Source organism: Curtobacterium sp. VKM Ac-1395 (genome assembly GCF_015350975.1).
In the GTDB taxonomy this organism is placed as follows: Bacteria; Actinomycetota; Actinomycetes; order Actinomycetales; family Microbacteriaceae; genus Curtobacterium.
Genome location: NZ_JADKRX010000001.1, coordinates 572,411 through 586,777, shown reverse-complemented (window position 1 = coordinate 586,777; position 14,367 = coordinate 572,411). Strand labels below are relative to the sequence as shown.

The following is a 14,367-nucleotide window of genomic DNA, read 5'->3' as shown; positions in this document are numbered from 1 at the left end:
TCTCGGAACCGCGTCCAGCGGATGAGCCGGGCGTGCTCAGGACACCGGACGGGACCGCACGTGGGCCCGTTCCCCCTGCGGTCCGTACAGGCAGAGCACCTCGGTCACCTCGTCCGTCACGTTGCCGATCCAGTGCGGCGTGTGGGTGTCGAACTCGGCGACCTCGCCGGGTCCGAGGTCGAGGTCGTGCTCGCCGAGCAGCAGCCGCAGCCGCCCGGACAGGACGTAGAGCCACTCGTAGCCCTCATGGGCCCTGAGCGAGGGCTCCCCGCCCGGCGAGTTCGGCGGGAACAGCTGCTTGAACGAGCGCACGCCGCCGGTCCGTCGGGTGAGCGGCACCACCACCCGGTCGCCGTGCCGCTCGGGCTTCAGGTGCACCCGCGGGTCCCCGGTCCGCGGCGCCCCCACGAGGTCGTCGAGCGGCACCTGGTACGCCTGCGCGAGCGGCAGCAGGAGCTCCAGCGTCGGCTTCCGCTGCCCGGACTCGAGCCGTGAGAGCGTGCTCACCGAGATGCCCGTCCGCTCCGCGAGCGCCGCCAACGTCACGTCCTGTCGCTGCCGGAGCGTGCGCAGGCGCGGGCCGACCCCGTCGACCACCTGTGCCGTCGTCCGCGACTCGCGCTGCGCCTCCTGGTCGTGTCCCATGGCCCCCATGTTGCCAGAGCAGCAATGAAGCTTGCCAGTCGCGCGACCAACGTCGCACCATGTGCGCATGTCCAACACCCACGACGTCATCGTCATCGGCGGCGGAGCCGCCGGCCTCGCCGCAGCACTCATCCTGGGCCGGTCGCGCCGGTCCGTCCTGGTCGTCGACGCCGGCGAACCCCGCAACGCCCGTGCCGAGGGCGTGCACAACTACCTCGGGCAGGAGGGCACCTCACCCACCGACCTGCTCCGCACCGGCCGCGAGGAGGTCGCCCGGTACGGCGTCACCGTCATGGCCGGGAGGCTCGTGGCCGCGACCGCCGGCCCTGTGACGGACGGCGACCCGGTCGGCTTCACCGTCACCCTCGACTCCGGCGAACAGGCGTCTGCCCGACGCATGGTCGTCGCCTCCGGCGCCGTGGACGTCCTGCCGGACGTGCCCGGCCTCGCGGAGCAGTGGGGCCGCGGGGTGGTGCACTGCCCCTTCTGCCACGGGTGGGAGATCCGCGACCGGCGGATCGGCGTCCTGGTCGGGACCCCGTTCGGCGCGCACCACGCGCTGATGTTCCGCGCGCTGAGCGACGACGTGACCGCGTTCGTCATCGATCCCGCGTTCGCCGACGACACCGCCCGAGCCGGTTTCGCAGCCCGAGGGATCAGGGTCGTGGACGCCCGTGTGACCCGGGTCCTCACGGCCGACGGTCGTCTGTCCGGCGTCGAGCTCGACGACGGCTCCGTGGTGGAGCTCGATGCCCTGGCGACGGCGAGCACGGCCGAGGCCCGGGTCGAGGGGCTCGAGGGCCTCGGGCTCGTCGCGGTCGACCAGTTCATGGGTGACCACCGCATCGCCAGCGCCGTTCCGGTCGGACCGACGGGGGCGACCGACGTCCCCGGGGTGTGGGCCGCCGGCAACGTGGCGTCGCCGATGGCCACCGTCATCGCGTCCGCCGCTGCCGGGACGATGGCGGGCGCCGCCGTGCACGGGGACCTCGTGCAGGCGGACCTGGCGGCGGCGCTGGCGTCGGTCGACACCGCGCGGTGAACAGCTCAGGCCACGCGGTAGCCCGCCTGCGCGGCCAGCAGCGGCGCCAGCGTGTACAGCTGGTCCGCGCCGATCGTCGCACCGCGGAAGCCCTCGAGCCGCTCGACCCGGTCGAGGTCGGCGCCCCGCAGGTCCACGTGCTCGATGCGGGTGTTCGACCCCTCGGCGGCGCGGATCCTGGTGCCCTCGAAGGACACGCGCAGCAGTCGGGCGTCGGCGATGTCGAGCTCGTCGATGACGCAGTCGCGGAACACCACGTCGGTCACCGTGGCGCCGCGGAGGTTCACGAACCCGAGCTTCATGCCGACGAACTCGACGCCGTTCAGCCCCGAGTCGTAGAGCTCGGCGGAGCCGATGCGGCCGCCGGAGACCAGGACCTCCCGCCACGAGCTGCTCGATGCCCGGAACACCGGGGTGTCGACGGTCTCGAGCACGCTGTCGTGCACCCGCAGCCCGCGCAGGTCGGCGTCGTCGGCTCGCAGGACGCCGATGACGCACTCCTCGATCTCCAGGTCGGGCAGCCGTTCGCCGCTCAGGTCGAGCGACGCGATCCGACGCCCGTCGATGCGGTCGCCGGTGAGCACGTCGCCCGGTCCTGCGACCCAGTCGGTGAGGTCGGACGGCACGGTCAGCGTGATGCGCGGGGCGTCGGTGCCGGAGGACTTCGCGGAGGGTCGGGCCATGGGACCAGTCTGCCGGTCGCCGCCGACGATGCCCGCGGCCCCAGGCGCTGATCCCCCGGCCGCCACGGCGCTAGCCGCTGAGGGGCGCCGATCCCGGGACGTTCGTCTCGGTCGCGAAGCCGGCCACCAGGTCACGGAGCGCGTCCGTGGCGGTGTGGCGGGCCTCCCACCCGAGTTCCGTGCGCGCACGCTCGGTCGACATGACCGGGACGGACGCGGCGATGTCGATCCACCCGGCATCCGTCGGCTGGAGCCGCAGGCGCCAGGTCAGGGTGACGATCCCGCGGAGCAGGCCGAGCGGGATGCGGACGGCACCGCGCATCCGCAGGACCCGCGCGATGCGGGGCGGCGTGAGCACCGGCTCGGCGGCGATGTTGAACGCGCCGCCCGCTCGACGGTCGATCGTGCGCCAGTAGGCGTCGGCGACGTCGTCCGCGTGCACGGCCTGGAACACGAACGGGTACGGCAGGGGCAGCACGGCCCACTGGATCCACCGGACGGCCCGCATCGGGACCAGTTGGCCGAGGAACAGGCCGCGGATCTCGGCGGCGGCTGCCCGCTGGAAGATCAGTCCGGGGCGCAACCGGGTGAGGACCACCTCGGGGTGCGCGAGGGCGAAGGCGTCCATCGCCCGCTCGTTCTCCGCCTTGTGGATGGCGTACGTGGCGGTGGGGATGCCGTCGGTCGGGAAGGTCTCGTCGACGCGGTGGCGCTTGCCCTCGACGTCGACGCCGCGGTACGCACCGACCGAGGACGCCACGACGACCTGCGGCACCTCGGCGCGGGCGACGGCCTCGAGCACGTTCGCCGTGCCGACGACGTTCGTCCGGTGCTGCGCGGGGATGTCGTGCGTGGGCTGCAGCGCCCACGCCAGGTTGACGACGGCGTCAGCGCCCCGGAACAGGGCGACCAGCTGATCGACCGCGTCCGGGGCCCCGACGTCCACGGCGTGCCAGACGGCGTCGCCGTACGGTGCGGTGTGCACGTCGGGCAGGCGTCGGGCGACCCCGACGACCTGGACGCCCGACTCCGCCGACAGGCGACGGAGCACGGCGGTCCCGACGTTGCCCGTCGCACCGACGACGACGACGCGGGTCACGCCGCGGCCATGGCGGGGTCGAGGACGACCTTCACGCAGTTGTCCTGCTTCTTCTGGAAGACCTCGTACATGTGCGGGGCGTCCTCGAGCGACACGCGGTGCGACGTCAGGTCGAGCGTGCCGAGCGGGTCCGACGGGTCGGAGACGAGCGGCATGATGTCGTCGATCCAGCGCTTCACGTTGCACTGGCCCTCGCGGATGGTGATCTGCTTGTCGAACAGCGTCATCATCGGCATCGGGTCGGCCATGCCGCCGTAGACGCCGCTGAGCGAGACGGTGCCGCCGCGGCGGACCAGGTCGATCGCGGTGTGCACGGCGTCGAGCCGGTCGACACCGGCGGTCTCGATGGCCTTCTGCGCGAGCTTGTCGGGCAGCAGGCCGGCGGCGCGCTGGGCGAACCCGGCGACGGGGTTGCCGTGCGCCTCCATGCCGACGCCGTCGACGACGGCGTCGGGGCCGCGGCCGTCGGTCAGGTCGACGAGCTCGGAGACCAGGTCCTTCGACATGTCGAAGGTCTCGATGCCGTACTTCGCCGCGAGGTCACGACGGACCTGCTCCGGCTCGACGGCGAGCACGCGGTAGCCCAGGTGCTTGCCGATGCGGGCGGCGAACTGCCCGACCGGGCCGAGGCCGAGCACCGCGAGCGTGCCACCCTCGGGCACGTCGGCGTACTGCACGGCCTGCCAGGCGGTCGGCAGGATGTCGCTCATGAAGAGCCAGCGGTCGTCGGGGGTGCCGTCGTCCGGGATCACGATGGGGCCGTAGTCGGCGTGCGGCACTCGGAGGTACTCGGCCTGGCCACCGGGGACCTGGCCGTACATCTTCGTGTACCCGAAGAGCGCGGCACCGCTGCCGTACTCCGTGACCTGGGTGGTCTCGCACTGCGACTGCAGCCCGCGCTTGCACATGTAGCAGTGCCCGCAGGAGATGTTGAAGGGGACGACGACGCGGTCGCCGACCTTGAGGTTCGTGACGGCGGAGCCGACCTCCTCGACGATGCCCATCGGCTCGTGGCCCAGGACGTCGCCCTTGTCGATGTACGGGCCGAGCACGCGGTACAGGTGCAGGTCGGAGCCGCAGATCGCCGTGGAGGTGATCCGCACGATCGCGTCGGTCGGCTCCTGGATGGTCGGGTCGGGAACGGTCTCGACGGACACCTTCTCGGTGCCCTGCCAGGTCAGTGCGCGCATGAGCGCTCCTCTCGTCGCGGGGGTCGAGCCGAGTGGGAGGCACGGCTGACGTCCCCCTCCTGGGTACGCGCCCGTCCCGTGGTGCCCTCCCAGCCCCGTTCCGGACTGCCGGCTCGCGGCGGCGCCGCCCCCCTCCCTCGCAGGCTCGGTCGGCGCGGCCCGCGTGCCGCTGGCGCGTCACTGCTGTGCGGGCCGCGCCAGTCCGGGAGTCAGACGACCGGGTCGGCGAGCGTGGCGGCCAGCACCGCCTGCCACGTCGCGGTGTCCCCCGGGCCGGCGCTGCCGGCCAGCATGACCAGTGCCTTCCAGAGCGACCACCCGCGGCCGCGCGCCCACGTGTCGGTGTCGAGTCGGACCGCGTCGCGGAACACCCGGCGGCCCGTGTGGTCGAGGAACGTCCAGGCGAGCACCAGGTCGCAGGCGGGGTCACCGACGCCGCACGTGCCGAAGTCGATGAGTGCCGACAGCCGGCCGCCGCCGTCGACCAGCAGGTTCGTCGCCGCGACGTCGCCGTGGAACCAGACACCGGGTCCCTGCCAGGTCGAGGCGCACGCCGCTTCCCAGACCTGGCGGCACGCCCGCTGGTCGACCGCGTCGCCGAGGGCCGTGAGGGCGCGCTCGACCTCGTCCGCGTACACGGACGGGTGCGCTCCACGGTCGAAGGAGTGCGGCCCCGGCGCCGGACCGTCTCCGGGCGGCACCGCGCGGAGCTGTCGGAGCGCCTGCCCGACGTCCGCCGCGAGCGCGGACCGGTCGACGTCCACCTGCGCGGCGACGGTCCCCGCGAGCCACCGCCGGACGGACCACGGGAACGGGTAGCCGCCGCCAGGACCACCGAGCGCGACCGGTTCGGGCACCGCGACGTCGAGCAGCGGCGCGAGGTACGGCAGCATCCGCTGCTCCTTCTCCACCGCCGGCACGTACGCGGCGGCGCTCGGCAGGCGGACGCTCAGCTCGTCGCCGAGCCGGTACGTGCGGTTGTCCCAGCCCTGCACGTCGACCTCGTGGACGGGCAGCCCCGACCAGGCGGGGAACTGCTCCGCGACGAGGCGCTCGACGAGGGCGGCGTCGATCGTCGGTCGGTCGGGCACGTCGGTGTGCTGCATGCCCTCATCCTCCTCGTGGACACCGCCTGCGCCTAGGCTCCGAGCATGTCGACCACCGCTGAGCTCCTCACCGCGAACCTGCACGACGTCTTCGGCAACCGGGACGTCGCTGCCCGCCGGGCCGCCATCGAGCGCACCTACGCGCCCGACGTCGTCTTCATCGACCCCGAGGGGTCCGTCACGGGGTGGGACGCCCTCGAGGCCAAGGCCGCCGGGCTCCTCGACCCGACGCCCGGCGCGTTCCAGTTCGCGGAGGAGGGACGCCGCTACGTCTCGGCCACGCACGGTGCGCTGTCGTGGGGGTTCGGTCCCGTCGGCGACCCGGTGGCGCGCGGCGTCGACGTGATCGAGGTCCGTGACGGCCGCATCGTCACGCTGACGACGATCCTCGCCGAGGGCCAGTCCTCGTAGGTCAGCCGGAGCACCCCAGCCCGGCGGTCCGACCCGACGGCTCAGCTCGCGCGGCCCTCGCGCAGCCGGTCGCGGGTGGGCGGCGGCAGGTGCTCGGTCGCCGTCTCCAGGGCGCCCCGGGTCAGGGAACGCCCCTGCTGCTCGAGGAACACCACGAGCGCCGGCTCCGACGCCCGCTTCCCGACCTCGCGGAGCACCCAGCCGAGGGCGCTCTGCACGGTCTCGCCACGTTCCCGGACGACCCGGCCGGCGATCGCGAGCGGCACCTCGGCGTCGCCCTGCTTGACGAACGCCAGGGTCGCCACGACCGCGATCCGCCGGACCCAGGCAACGTCGGACTTCACGAGCGCGAACAGCGGCCCGGTCGACCCGCCGACCAACGGCGCGCCCACGAGCTCCTCGGCGGCGATGTCGACCAGGTCCGCGCGGTCGAGCCGTTCCGCCCGTGCCGCCGCCAGGTACTCGTCCGTCAGCTCCGGGTCCGGCCGCTCCCGCATCGCCTGCACGAGCAGCACGACCGCGAGCAGGCGTGCGCCGGTGTCCTCGCTCCAGAGCAGTGCGGAGCGCTCACCCTCGTCGAGGTCGGCGAACCGCCGGGCGACACGACGTGCAGCGGCGGCGTCCCCCTCGGTCCGCGCGAAGGCGACCAGGACGTCCTCGGCGGTGGCGCGGGAGGTCATCGTGTCGAGCTTACGGTCGGCGCCGAGAGGCCGTCTCCACCTCAGGCGACGGAGCGGGCGACGGCGCCGCGGACCGCCTCCGCGTGCTCGTCGATGCCGTCCAGGGACTCGATCGCGTGCTTGGTCTCGACCTCGTCGTCGTCGAAGAGCCCGAGGTACTTCTGCTTCTTGCCGTTGAACCACAGGCGCGCGATGGGCTTGCGGTTGTCGTCGTCGAGCAGGACGGCGAAGTACGACTTCTGGTCGCGGTGGGCGATGCGCTCGGGCTTCACCTGATCGGTCAGGAGGCTCGACGTCGCAATGGCCGCGCGGTGACATGTCAGTTGACCGGTCCCGCTCGATGCGCTACCGTCGAGCCACCCCCCGGGGTGCCCTGGTGGCTAACCGGCGCGAAGCCCCTCTCCTCGGAGAGGGGCTTCTGTACGTCTCCACTTCGCCGGACATGAGAACCCGCCGGCGCCGTCAGCCAGACGCCGCGGGAACTGGCTGGCGACGACCGCACCAGGTCGGATGTGACGGACGTGCTCCGGTCGGAGGTCGAGCAGGCTCCGAGCCGCCGGAGCGCTCGTCGGGACGATGAGCCCGATCTCCGCACCAGCCCGCTCCCGGACGAGCCGCAGCGCGTCCACGAAGTCCGAGTCGTTCGACAGCAGGAAGTACACGTCGCGATGCCGTCCATCGCATCGCAGACCATGTGCGCCGCCAGGCTCACGTCCGTCCCCTTCTCCTCGATCTTGCGCACGCGGACGCGCTTCGGCTCGCCCGTTTCGTCGAACTCGAGCGGCGACACGGCCATCCAGCGCTTGTCCGCGCGGAACGTGCCGAAGTGCAACGACACCGTCTGGAGGGTGCCGAGTGCCCGGAGGTAGGCCTCCTGGTTCTGCGGGGCTCGCGGGTCCTTCCCCTCGACGTGGCGTACCCGTGCGGTGAAGTACCGGATCTGCCGCACGTCGAACGTCGGGAGCAGTCGTCGGCAGAGCTGTTCGAGGTCGAGCCACTTGCGGTCGTCATGGCCCTGCAACGCCCGACGGAACAGGTTGAACCCGTCGACGTACACGACCGCGTTCGGACGCGGCCGTGATGGCGGGAGGCAGGGCATCCCGCCATGCTCGGACGCCGACTGACCCGCGAGCCGCCCGACCGGCGAGCTGTGGAGAGCGCCGACCGTCCACAGTGCGATGCCGTGCACGCGGGTGCGACGACCGGCCGTGGTTGTATGCAAGGAGCCCCGCCCCCGAGCACCGGAAAGCAGCGTCATGAGCCACAACCCCGCGTTCGTCGCACCGAGCGCCGACACGACCCGGCCGGACCTGCTGGGCACGTTCGGGATGGCCGCGTCGACGCACTGGATCGCGACCGCCACCGCACAGTCCGTCCTGGAGCGCGGCGGCAACGCCTTCGACGCCGCCGTCGCCGGCGCGTTCGTCCTGCACGTCGTGGAACCGCACCTGAACGGCCCCGGGGGCGACATGACGGCGGTCTTCGCGACCGCGGGCGACCCGACACCCATTGTCCTGTCCGGTCAGGGTCCGGCACCCGCCGGCGCGACCCCGGAGCACTTCCGCGCCGAGGGCCTCGACCTGGTCCCCGGCGCCGGGGCACTCGCCGCGGCCGTCCCGGGCGCCGTCGACGCCTGGCTCCTGCTGCTCCGCGACCACGGCACGTGGGAGCTCGCCGACGTCCTCGCGCCGGCCGTCGGCTACGCCCGCGACGGCCACCCGGTCGCGCCGCGCGTGGCCGCGACGATCGCGACGGTGCAGAGCCTGTTCCGCGACCACTGGCCGTCCTCCGCCGACCGGTGGATGCCGGGAGGCTCGTTGCCGGTCGCCGGGGACGTCGTCCGGAACGAGACGTGGGCGAGCGTCCTCGACCGCCTCGTCGACGCCGGTACCGGTCATGACGACGCCGGTCGCGACGACGGCCGAGTCCGCCGCATCGACGCCGCCCGGGACGCGTGGGCGACCGGGTTCGTGGCCGAGGCGATCGACCGCTTCGTGCGGACCCCACACCGTCACGCCTCGGGCACCGACCACGCCGGGGTCATCCGCGCCGACGACCTCGCCGCGTTCCGGGCCTCGTTCGAACCGGCGACGACGGCCGAGTTCCGCGGCTGCACGATCGCGAAGACCGGACCGTGGGGACAGGGGCCGGCGCTGCTCCAGACGCTGCGGCTGCTCGACCCGCTCGACGACGCCCTGCTCGACCCGTCCACCGTCGCCGGTGCGCACACGATCGTCGAGGCGCAGAAGCTCGCCATCGCCGACCGCGAGGCGTACTACGGCGACGGCGACGTCCCGATGGCCGAGCTGCTCTCCGACGCGTACTCGGACGAGCGCCGCGCCCTCATCGGCGAGCGCGCCTCGCACGAGCTCCGTCCGGGGTCGGTGTCCGTCGCCGCCGGGGCGCTCCCGCCGCTCCGCGAGACGTACACACCGAGGGGCGAACCCGTCGCCGGCGTCGGAGAGCCGACCGTGCCGGGTGCCCGTGGGACCGCGGTCGCTGCCCCCGCGGAGGACGACCCCCTGACCGAGGACCGCGGCGAGCCGATCGTGATGGAGACGGGCGAGACGCGCGGCGACACGGTCCACATCGACGTCGTCGACCGCTGGGGCAACATCGTCAGTGCCACCCCGTCCGGCGGCTGGCTGCAGTCCTCGCCGACGGTCCCGGAGCTCGGCTTCTGCCTCGGCACCCGCCTGCAGATGGTCTGGCTCGAGGAGGGCACCGCGTCGACGCTGCGCCCCGGCCAGCGTCCGCGGACGACCCTCACGCCGACCCTGGTGCTCCGCGACGGCGCACCCGTCATGGCGCTCGGCTCCCCGGGTGGCGACCAACAGGACCAGTGGCAGCTGCTGTTCCTGCTCCGCACCGTCGTCGGCGGGTACAGCCCGCAGCAGGCCATCGACGCCCCCGCGCTGCACACGACGTCGTTCCCGGGCTCGTTCTGGCCGCGCACGTGGACGCCCGGCGGGCTGGTGGTCGAGGACCGCCTCGGCGACGAGGTGATCGCCGGCCTCGAGGCGCTCGGCCACGTCGTCACCCGCGCCGGTGACTGGTCGCTCGGCCGCCTGTCCTGCGTGACGCGGGACCCCTCCACCGGCGTCCTCGGCGCCGCCGCCAACCCGAGAGGAGCCCAGGGACATGCCACGGGACGCTGACGCACCGATGACCGACCGGACGACGACCGACGGACGCGAGCCGAGCCTCCCGGCCGCCCCCGGTGACCCCCTGCTCGCCGTGCGTGACCTGCGCGGCGCGCGGCTCTGGCCCGAGCACCGACGGACGCTGTCCGCGATCGACGCCGGGGACGTGGACGCCGCAGCGGCCATGATGGCGTCGCACGTCCGGCAGAGCCGCGTCGGCTACGCGGCCCGGTCGTCGGACCGGGCCAGCGCGGTCGTCACCGGAAGTGCAGGATCCCCAGCGGGTCCTTGAGCGTGCCGTTCACACGGGTCTCGACGTGCACGTGCGGGCCCGTCGACTGCCCGGTGTTGCCGGACTTGCCGATCTCCTTGCCGACGGACACGACCTGCCCCTTCGTCACCTCGATCTCGCTGAGGTGCGCCGTGAGGACGGTGGTCAGCCCGTAGGTGACGACGATGTAGTTGCCGTAGCTCGCGTTCCCGCGGACGACGGTCGTCACGGTGCCCTTGCCGGAGGAGTACACCGGGGTGCCCACCTTCACGGGCGCGTCGGTCCCCTGGTGGTAGCGCGGGGTGTGGCCGGCGCCGCGGTCGTCGCCGTACTTGCCGCTGATCGCCGTGCCGTTGACCGGCCAGAGCAGGCCGGTGACCGCTCGCGTCGACCAGGTGCGGGTGTCGGACCCGCCGTAGAGCACCACGTTCGAGTCCACCTGGACCATGAGCTGGCCGGCACCCTTGCCGGACGTGCGTGACGACCAGAGCGCCGAGCGACCGTCGGCCGCGTAGACCACGAGGTTGCCGTCGGGCTGCAGCGCCGCGTACGCACCCGGCCGACCGAAGGTCTGCGAGGACCAGACGGCCGCACCGTTGACGTACTGCACCAGGTTGCCGTCGGCCTGCATCGTCAGCGTCTGCTGGCGACCGGCTCCGGCACGGAGGACGGTGCCGGGCGCGATGACCGTGCCCGGCAGGATGCGGTCCTGGTACGTCGCGATCCGCCAGATCATCCCCATCGAGGTGTTCCGCATCCGGAGCTCGCCGTCGGGGCGGACGCCGAAGTCCTTCGTGACCCCGCTGCCGGACCCCCACTGCGCGATCAGGCGTCCACTGCGCACGATGGAGAGCAGGCCGTCCTTCTGCACGACCGCGACCGCGCCGGGCTGGTTCGCCGTGTTCGACGCCCACAGCACGCGGTTCCCGATGCCGTACTCGACCAGGTTGCCGTCGCCCTGCATCACCAGGCGGAACTGCCCGTTGCGCGAGGTGATGCTGTCGTTGACCTGCAGCGTGCTGCCGGCCTTGATGGTGTCCTTGTACGTCGTGGCGCTGGCCGGAGCCGCGAGTCCGACGATGCCCGCCATCACGACGGCCGTGGCCACGGTGATCGCCGCGAGCCTGGTCCGGATGGTGGTCCTGGTCGTGGTGGTGCTGCTGCGCATGTGTCCCCTGTCGACGACCCGCCGAGTGCGAGCCGAACGCGACCCACCCTGAGAGCCGCCGAACGATGGTCGCAAGCTCGACGCCCGAGGTACAGCCCCCAGGGCGGGGGCTGTCCCTCGTGGGCGACACGTGCTGTCGAGCGTGCCACACCGACGGCGCGCACCACGAACGGAGTCTGCGTCTTCACCGAGAGCGGGTTGCGAGAACGTGCGTTCTCCGATTGACTCGGCTCTGGCGGGTCCGTTCGGTCCCTCCCCCACGACGAAAGGACTGGCATGCCCACGCGCACCGCTCGCACCGCCTGGAACGGCGGACTGAACGACGGCTCCGGCCAGGTCGAACTCTCCAGCTCCAAGGTCGGCACCTACGACGTCTCCTTCCCGAAGCGCGCCGCCGAGGACGCCGACGGCACCACCAGCCCCGAGGAGCTCATCGCCGCAGCACACTCCGCCTGCTACGCGATGCAGTTCTCGGCCGTCCTCGGCGAGGTCGGCGGCACCGTCGAGGCCCTCGACGTCAAGGCCGACGTCTCGCTCGGCCCGGACAGCGCCGGCGGGTTCAAGCTCACCGGGATCGTCCTGACGGTCAACGGCGAGATCTCCGGGGTCGACGAGGCCACCTTCCAGAAGGCAGCGCAGGACGCCAAGGCGACCTGCCCCGTCAGCAAGGCCCTCACCGGCGTCGAGATCACGCTGAACGCGACGCTCGAGCAGTAGTCGTCACCACCCCTGCAGACGGGAGGCTCGGTGCCAGCCGGCACCGGGCCTCCCGTCTGTCACGGGCCGGTCCCGGCGGCTACGCTCCTGTCCGTGAGCGGACCGCGGCAGACCTGGACACTCGTCGCACTGTGGCTCGGCCTGGTGACCGCGGTCGTCGGGACCGTCGTGGCCGTCACCGGCCGCCGGCCGCAGACCGGGTGGTTCGCCTCCGCGCCACTGGCCCACGCCGCGATCCTCCCGCCGACCAACTGGCAGGTCGTGATCGGGGTGGCCATCGCCGTCCTCGGCGCGGTCGTCGCCGCCTTCGCGGCCGGCCGACTCAGCGTCCGCCGGCGACGCTGACGCGACCGGACACCGCAGCGCGTCCAGCGGACGTGCGGACTCGCGTCCGTCGGCCAGGCACAATGGCGTGATGCCCGACCCGCTCCACCCTGCTCCCCGGACGGGCCGCCCTCCGCGTCCTCCGCACCGCCCCCGTGCCAGGAGCGTCGCGCAGCACGACCTCCGCGACATCCGTGCCCGGCTCCGTGGCTCGATCTACGAGCACGTCGAACCGGACCGCCAGGCCGCAGCGCAGTACACGGCCGTGCAGATCGTCGACTTCTGCCTCGACGTCGCCGAGGTGATGCTGGCGTCCGGCGCCGACACCAGGAGCGTCGAGATCGCGCTGGTCGCCGTCGCGACGAAGTGGAACCTCGCGCCGCTGGAGCTCGACTTCACCGGCAGCTCCGTGACGATCCAGTACGCACCGTCCGACGGCCCGGTGCTCGTCAAGATGCGCACCGTGCGCTCCGACGGCTCCGACCTGAACCGGCTGGCGTGGGCGAACCAGATCGTGGACGACGTCATCCACGACGAGCGCGACATGACCTCGGCCGTGAGCGCGCTCGTCGCCGTGCTGCGGATGCCCTCCCGGTGGCCCACGTGGATCGCGGACGTGGGGCTGTCGATCCTCGGGACCTCGATCGCGATGCAGGCCGGTGGTGGCTGGCGCGCCGGCGTGGGGGCGTTCGTCCTGATGCTCGGCATCATCGTCTCCGGGCGGTGGCTGACGGGCCGGGGATACCCGCAGTTCTTCGTGTCCGGGGCACAGGGCGCGGTCGCGTCGGTGATCGGCACGCTCGCGATCGGCGCCGGGGTCCTGCAGCCGACGGGTGCCGCCACGATGGTCGCGGCGCTCGTGGTGCTCCTGCTGCCGCACGTGTCGCTCGTGACCTGGGCGCAGGACGCGATCTCCGGCTTCCGGGCGATGGCCGTCGCCCGCGCGTTCTACATCGGGCTGGTCATCGCCGCGATCGTCGTGGGGGTGCCGGCGGGCATCGCGATGACGAAGTGGCTGCACCTCGAGGTGGACCCGTCGGGCATCGTCACGCAGACCCTGCCGCTGTGGGCGTCACTGTCGCTGACCGTCGTGTCGGCCGCGGCGAACTGCTTCGTGCAGCAGGCGAGCGCGCGGGTGATCCCGGTCGCCGTGGTCTTCTCGGTGGCGGCAGCCGCGGCGCTGTGGGGGCTCCGCCAGCTCGGGCTGCCGCTGCTCGGAGCGACCTTCGTTGCCGCGGTCCTGCTCGGCGTGCTGTCGACGTACGCGGCGGTCCGGATGCGGACGGCCGTCTCCGCGATCTCCGTGCCGGCGTTCTGCGGGGCGCTGCTGCCCGGTGTCGCCGTGTCCAACGCCCTGCTGAACTTCATGTCCGGCACGTCGAGCGCCGCGCTCGACTTCGTCGCGGCGGTGTCCGTCGCGCTCGGCATCGGCGCCGGCCTCGTGCTCGGGTCGCTCTTCGCCACGCCGGGCGCACGGCGGGCACTGCGGCGGTCGCGGCGGGTGCACGTGCAGTCGGTGCACAGCGACACCACGGCGATCCGGGTGCTCCGGGACACGGGCTACGACCCCGGGAACGGGACGGTCCCCCGGGGGTCCCGGACGCCCTGACAGCGGACGACGGGACCGACGGAGGACCGGCCGTGGGGTGACGCTCGGCGTCAGTCCGTCTCGGACACGGCCTTCGACACTGCCGTCGGGCCGTCGTACTCCTGGTCCGGGATCTGCTTGAGGGCGTCGAGGACGTTGTCGTCCGCGCCCTCCTCCTCGGCCGTCGTGACGATGTCGTCCTTCGACGCCGGGTAGTCGATACCGCTCAGGAACTTCTGGACCTGGATCGGGTTCGGTGCTGCCATGACGGCTCCTTCCGTTGGAGGTCCCGTCGTACCC

17 protein-coding genes are annotated in these 14,367 nt (G+C 72.9%); 7 read left to right on the top strand and 10 right to left on the bottom strand.

Translation table 11 applies throughout. From position 1 onward, the window contains the following. Positions 1-36: 36 nt before the first annotated feature. The gene (locus tag ITJ68_RS03010) at positions 37-654 is read right to left on the bottom strand and encodes a helix-turn-helix domain-containing protein (RefSeq protein WP_416354629.1); all 618 of its coding nucleotides are present in this window, start codon (positions 652-654) and stop codon (positions 37-39) included. Positions 655-712: 58 nt separating this feature from the next. Here ITJ68_RS03010 and ITJ68_RS03005 point away from each other — a divergent pair, with 58 nt between their 5' ends. After that, entirely contained in the window at positions 713-1,687 is a 975-nt protein-coding gene (locus tag ITJ68_RS03005; protein ID WP_194659840.1) for an NAD(P)/FAD-dependent oxidoreductase, read from the top strand. A gap of 5 nt (positions 1,688-1,692) precedes the next feature. Here the strand turns inward: ITJ68_RS03005 and ITJ68_RS03000 are convergent, their stop codons facing one another. The 4 genes from ITJ68_RS03000 to ITJ68_RS02985 form a co-directional block, all read right to left on the bottom strand. After that, a complete protein-coding gene (locus ITJ68_RS03000; RefSeq protein ID WP_194659839.1) occupies positions 1,693-2,370 on the bottom strand; it encodes a pentapeptide repeat-containing protein in 678 nt (225 codons plus the stop codon). Positions 2,371-2,440: 70 nt separating this feature from the next. Continuing rightward, on the bottom strand, positions 2,441-3,469 hold the full coding sequence (locus tag ITJ68_RS02995; RefSeq protein ID WP_194659838.1) for an NAD-dependent epimerase/dehydratase family protein: 1,029 nt from the start codon (positions 3,467-3,469) through the stop codon (positions 2,441-2,443). Further along, the gene (locus tag ITJ68_RS02990; protein WP_194629794.1) at positions 3,466-4,659 is read right to left on the bottom strand and encodes a zinc-dependent alcohol dehydrogenase; all 1,194 of its coding nucleotides are present in this window, start codon (positions 4,657-4,659) and stop codon (positions 3,466-3,468) included. The genes ITJ68_RS02995 and ITJ68_RS02990 overlap by 4 nt, the downstream gene beginning before the upstream one ends. A 209-nt stretch (positions 4,660-4,868) precedes the next feature. Then, positions 4,869-5,765, bottom strand: coding sequence for an aminoglycoside phosphotransferase family protein (locus ITJ68_RS02985; protein WP_194659837.1), 897 nt, complete (start codon positions 5,763-5,765; stop codon positions 4,869-4,871). A gap of 45 nt (positions 5,766-5,810) precedes the next feature. Here ITJ68_RS02985 and ITJ68_RS02980 point away from each other — a divergent pair, with 45 nt between their 5' ends. Next, entirely contained in the window at positions 5,811-6,176 is a 366-nt protein-coding gene (locus ITJ68_RS02980) for a nuclear transport factor 2 family protein (protein WP_194659836.1), read from the top strand. Positions 6,177-6,217: 41 nt separating this feature from the next. Here ITJ68_RS02980 and ITJ68_RS02975 read toward each other — a convergent pair whose 3' ends face one another. The 3 genes from ITJ68_RS02975 to ITJ68_RS02965 are packed head-to-tail and all read right to left on the bottom strand — an operon-like array spanning position 6,218 to position 7,955. Beyond that, complete coding sequence (locus tag ITJ68_RS02975; protein WP_194659835.1) at positions 6,218-6,856, bottom strand: DNA alkylation repair protein; 639 nt, start codon at positions 6,854-6,856, stop codon at positions 6,218-6,220. Positions 6,857-6,897: 41 nt separating this feature from the next. Continuing rightward, positions 6,898-7,128, bottom strand: coding sequence for a hypothetical protein (locus ITJ68_RS02970; RefSeq protein ID WP_194659834.1), 231 nt, complete (start codon positions 7,126-7,128; stop codon positions 6,898-6,900). Positions 7,129-7,175: 47 nt separating this feature from the next. Further along, entirely contained in the window at positions 7,176-7,955 is a 780-nt protein-coding gene (locus tag ITJ68_RS02965; RefSeq protein ID WP_194659833.1) for a hypothetical protein, read from the bottom strand. A gap of 157 nt (positions 7,956-8,112) precedes the next feature. Between ITJ68_RS02965 and ITJ68_RS02960 the strand changes: the two genes are divergently transcribed. Both ITJ68_RS02960 and ITJ68_RS02955 read left to right on the top strand, forming a co-directional pair. Next, complete coding sequence (locus ITJ68_RS02960) at positions 8,113-10,014, top strand: gamma-glutamyltransferase family protein (RefSeq protein WP_228504446.1); 1,902 nt, start codon at positions 8,113-8,115, stop codon at positions 10,012-10,014. Beyond that, positions 9,998-10,291, top strand: a complete 294-nt coding sequence (locus tag ITJ68_RS02955) for an FCD domain-containing protein (protein ID WP_194659832.1) — start codon at positions 9,998-10,000, stop codon at positions 10,289-10,291. The genes ITJ68_RS02960 and ITJ68_RS02955 overlap by 17 nt, the downstream gene beginning before the upstream one ends. Here ITJ68_RS02955 and ITJ68_RS02950 read toward each other — a convergent pair. Continuing rightward, entirely contained in the window at positions 10,257-11,438 is a 1,182-nt protein-coding gene (locus tag ITJ68_RS02950; RefSeq protein WP_194659831.1) for a peptidoglycan DD-metalloendopeptidase family protein, read from the bottom strand. The two genes, ITJ68_RS02955 and ITJ68_RS02950, sit on opposite strands and share 35 nt — an antisense overlap. A 276-nt stretch (positions 11,439-11,714) precedes the next feature. On the opposite strand from ITJ68_RS02950, the gene ITJ68_RS02945 reads away from it, so the two are divergent. The 3 genes from ITJ68_RS02945 (at position 11,715) to ITJ68_RS02935 (ending at position 14,088) form a co-directional block, all read left to right on the top strand. Beyond that, positions 11,715-12,155, top strand: coding sequence for an OsmC family peroxiredoxin (locus ITJ68_RS02945; protein WP_194659830.1), 441 nt, complete (start codon positions 11,715-11,717; stop codon positions 12,153-12,155). A gap of 93 nt (positions 12,156-12,248) precedes the next feature. Next, a complete protein-coding gene (locus ITJ68_RS02940) occupies positions 12,249-12,500 on the top strand; it encodes a hypothetical protein (protein WP_194659829.1) in 252 nt (83 codons plus the stop codon). Positions 12,501-12,570: 70 nt separating this feature from the next. Next, on the top strand, positions 12,571-14,088 hold the full coding sequence (locus ITJ68_RS02935) for a threonine/serine ThrE exporter family protein (protein WP_194629775.1): 1,518 nt from the start codon (positions 12,571-12,573) through the stop codon (positions 14,086-14,088). Positions 14,089-14,138: 50 nt separating this feature from the next. Here ITJ68_RS02935 and ITJ68_RS02930 read toward each other — a convergent pair whose 3' ends face one another. Continuing rightward, a complete protein-coding gene (locus ITJ68_RS02930; protein ID WP_194659828.1) occupies positions 14,139-14,333 on the bottom strand; it encodes a DUF2795 domain-containing protein in 195 nt (64 codons plus the stop codon). Positions 14,334-14,367: the final 34 nt, after the last annotated feature.

Coding starts and splice junctions, on each gene's coding strand:
- ITJ68_RS03010 (WP_416354629.1), bottom strand. CDS start 654: ATGGGGGCCATGGGACACGACCAGGAGGCGCAGCGCGAGTCGCGGACG.
- ITJ68_RS03005 (WP_194659840.1), top strand. CDS start 713: ATGTCCAACACCCACGACGTCATCGTCATCGGCGGCGGAGCCGCCGGC.
- ITJ68_RS03000 (WP_194659839.1), bottom strand. CDS start 2,370: ATGGCCCGACCCTCCGCGAAGTCCTCCGGCACCGACGCCCCGCGCATC.
- ITJ68_RS02990 (WP_194629794.1), bottom strand. CDS start 4,659: ATGCGCGCACTGACCTGGCAGGGCACCGAGAAGGTGTCCGTCGAGACC.
- ITJ68_RS02985 (WP_194659837.1), bottom strand. CDS start 5,765: ATGCAGCACACCGACGTGCCCGACCGACCGACGATCGACGCCGCCCTC.
- ITJ68_RS02980 (WP_194659836.1), top strand. CDS start 5,811: ATGTCGACCACCGCTGAGCTCCTCACCGCGAACCTGCACGACGTCTTC.
- ITJ68_RS02975 (WP_194659835.1), bottom strand. CDS start 6,856: ATGACCTCCCGCGCCACCGCCGAGGACGTCCTGGTCGCCTTCGCGCGG.
- ITJ68_RS02965 (WP_194659833.1), bottom strand. CDS start 7,955: ATGCCCTGCCTCCCGCCATCACGGCCGCGTCCGAACGCGGTCGTGTAC.
- ITJ68_RS02960 (WP_228504446.1), top strand. CDS start 8,113: ATGAGCCACAACCCCGCGTTCGTCGCACCGAGCGCCGACACGACCCGG.
- ITJ68_RS02955 (WP_194659832.1), top strand. CDS start 9,998: ATGCCACGGGACGCTGACGCACCGATGACCGACCGGACGACGACCGAC.
- ITJ68_RS02950 (WP_194659831.1), bottom strand. CDS start 11,438: ATGCGCAGCAGCACCACCACGACCAGGACCACCATCCGGACCAGGCTC.
- ITJ68_RS02945 (WP_194659830.1), top strand. CDS start 11,715: ATGCCCACGCGCACCGCTCGCACCGCCTGGAACGGCGGACTGAACGAC.
- ITJ68_RS02935 (WP_194629775.1), top strand. CDS start 12,571: ATGCCCGACCCGCTCCACCCTGCTCCCCGGACGGGCCGCCCTCCGCGT.
- ITJ68_RS02930 (WP_194659828.1), bottom strand. CDS start 14,333: ATGGCAGCACCGAACCCGATCCAGGTCCAGAAGTTCCTGAGCGGTATC.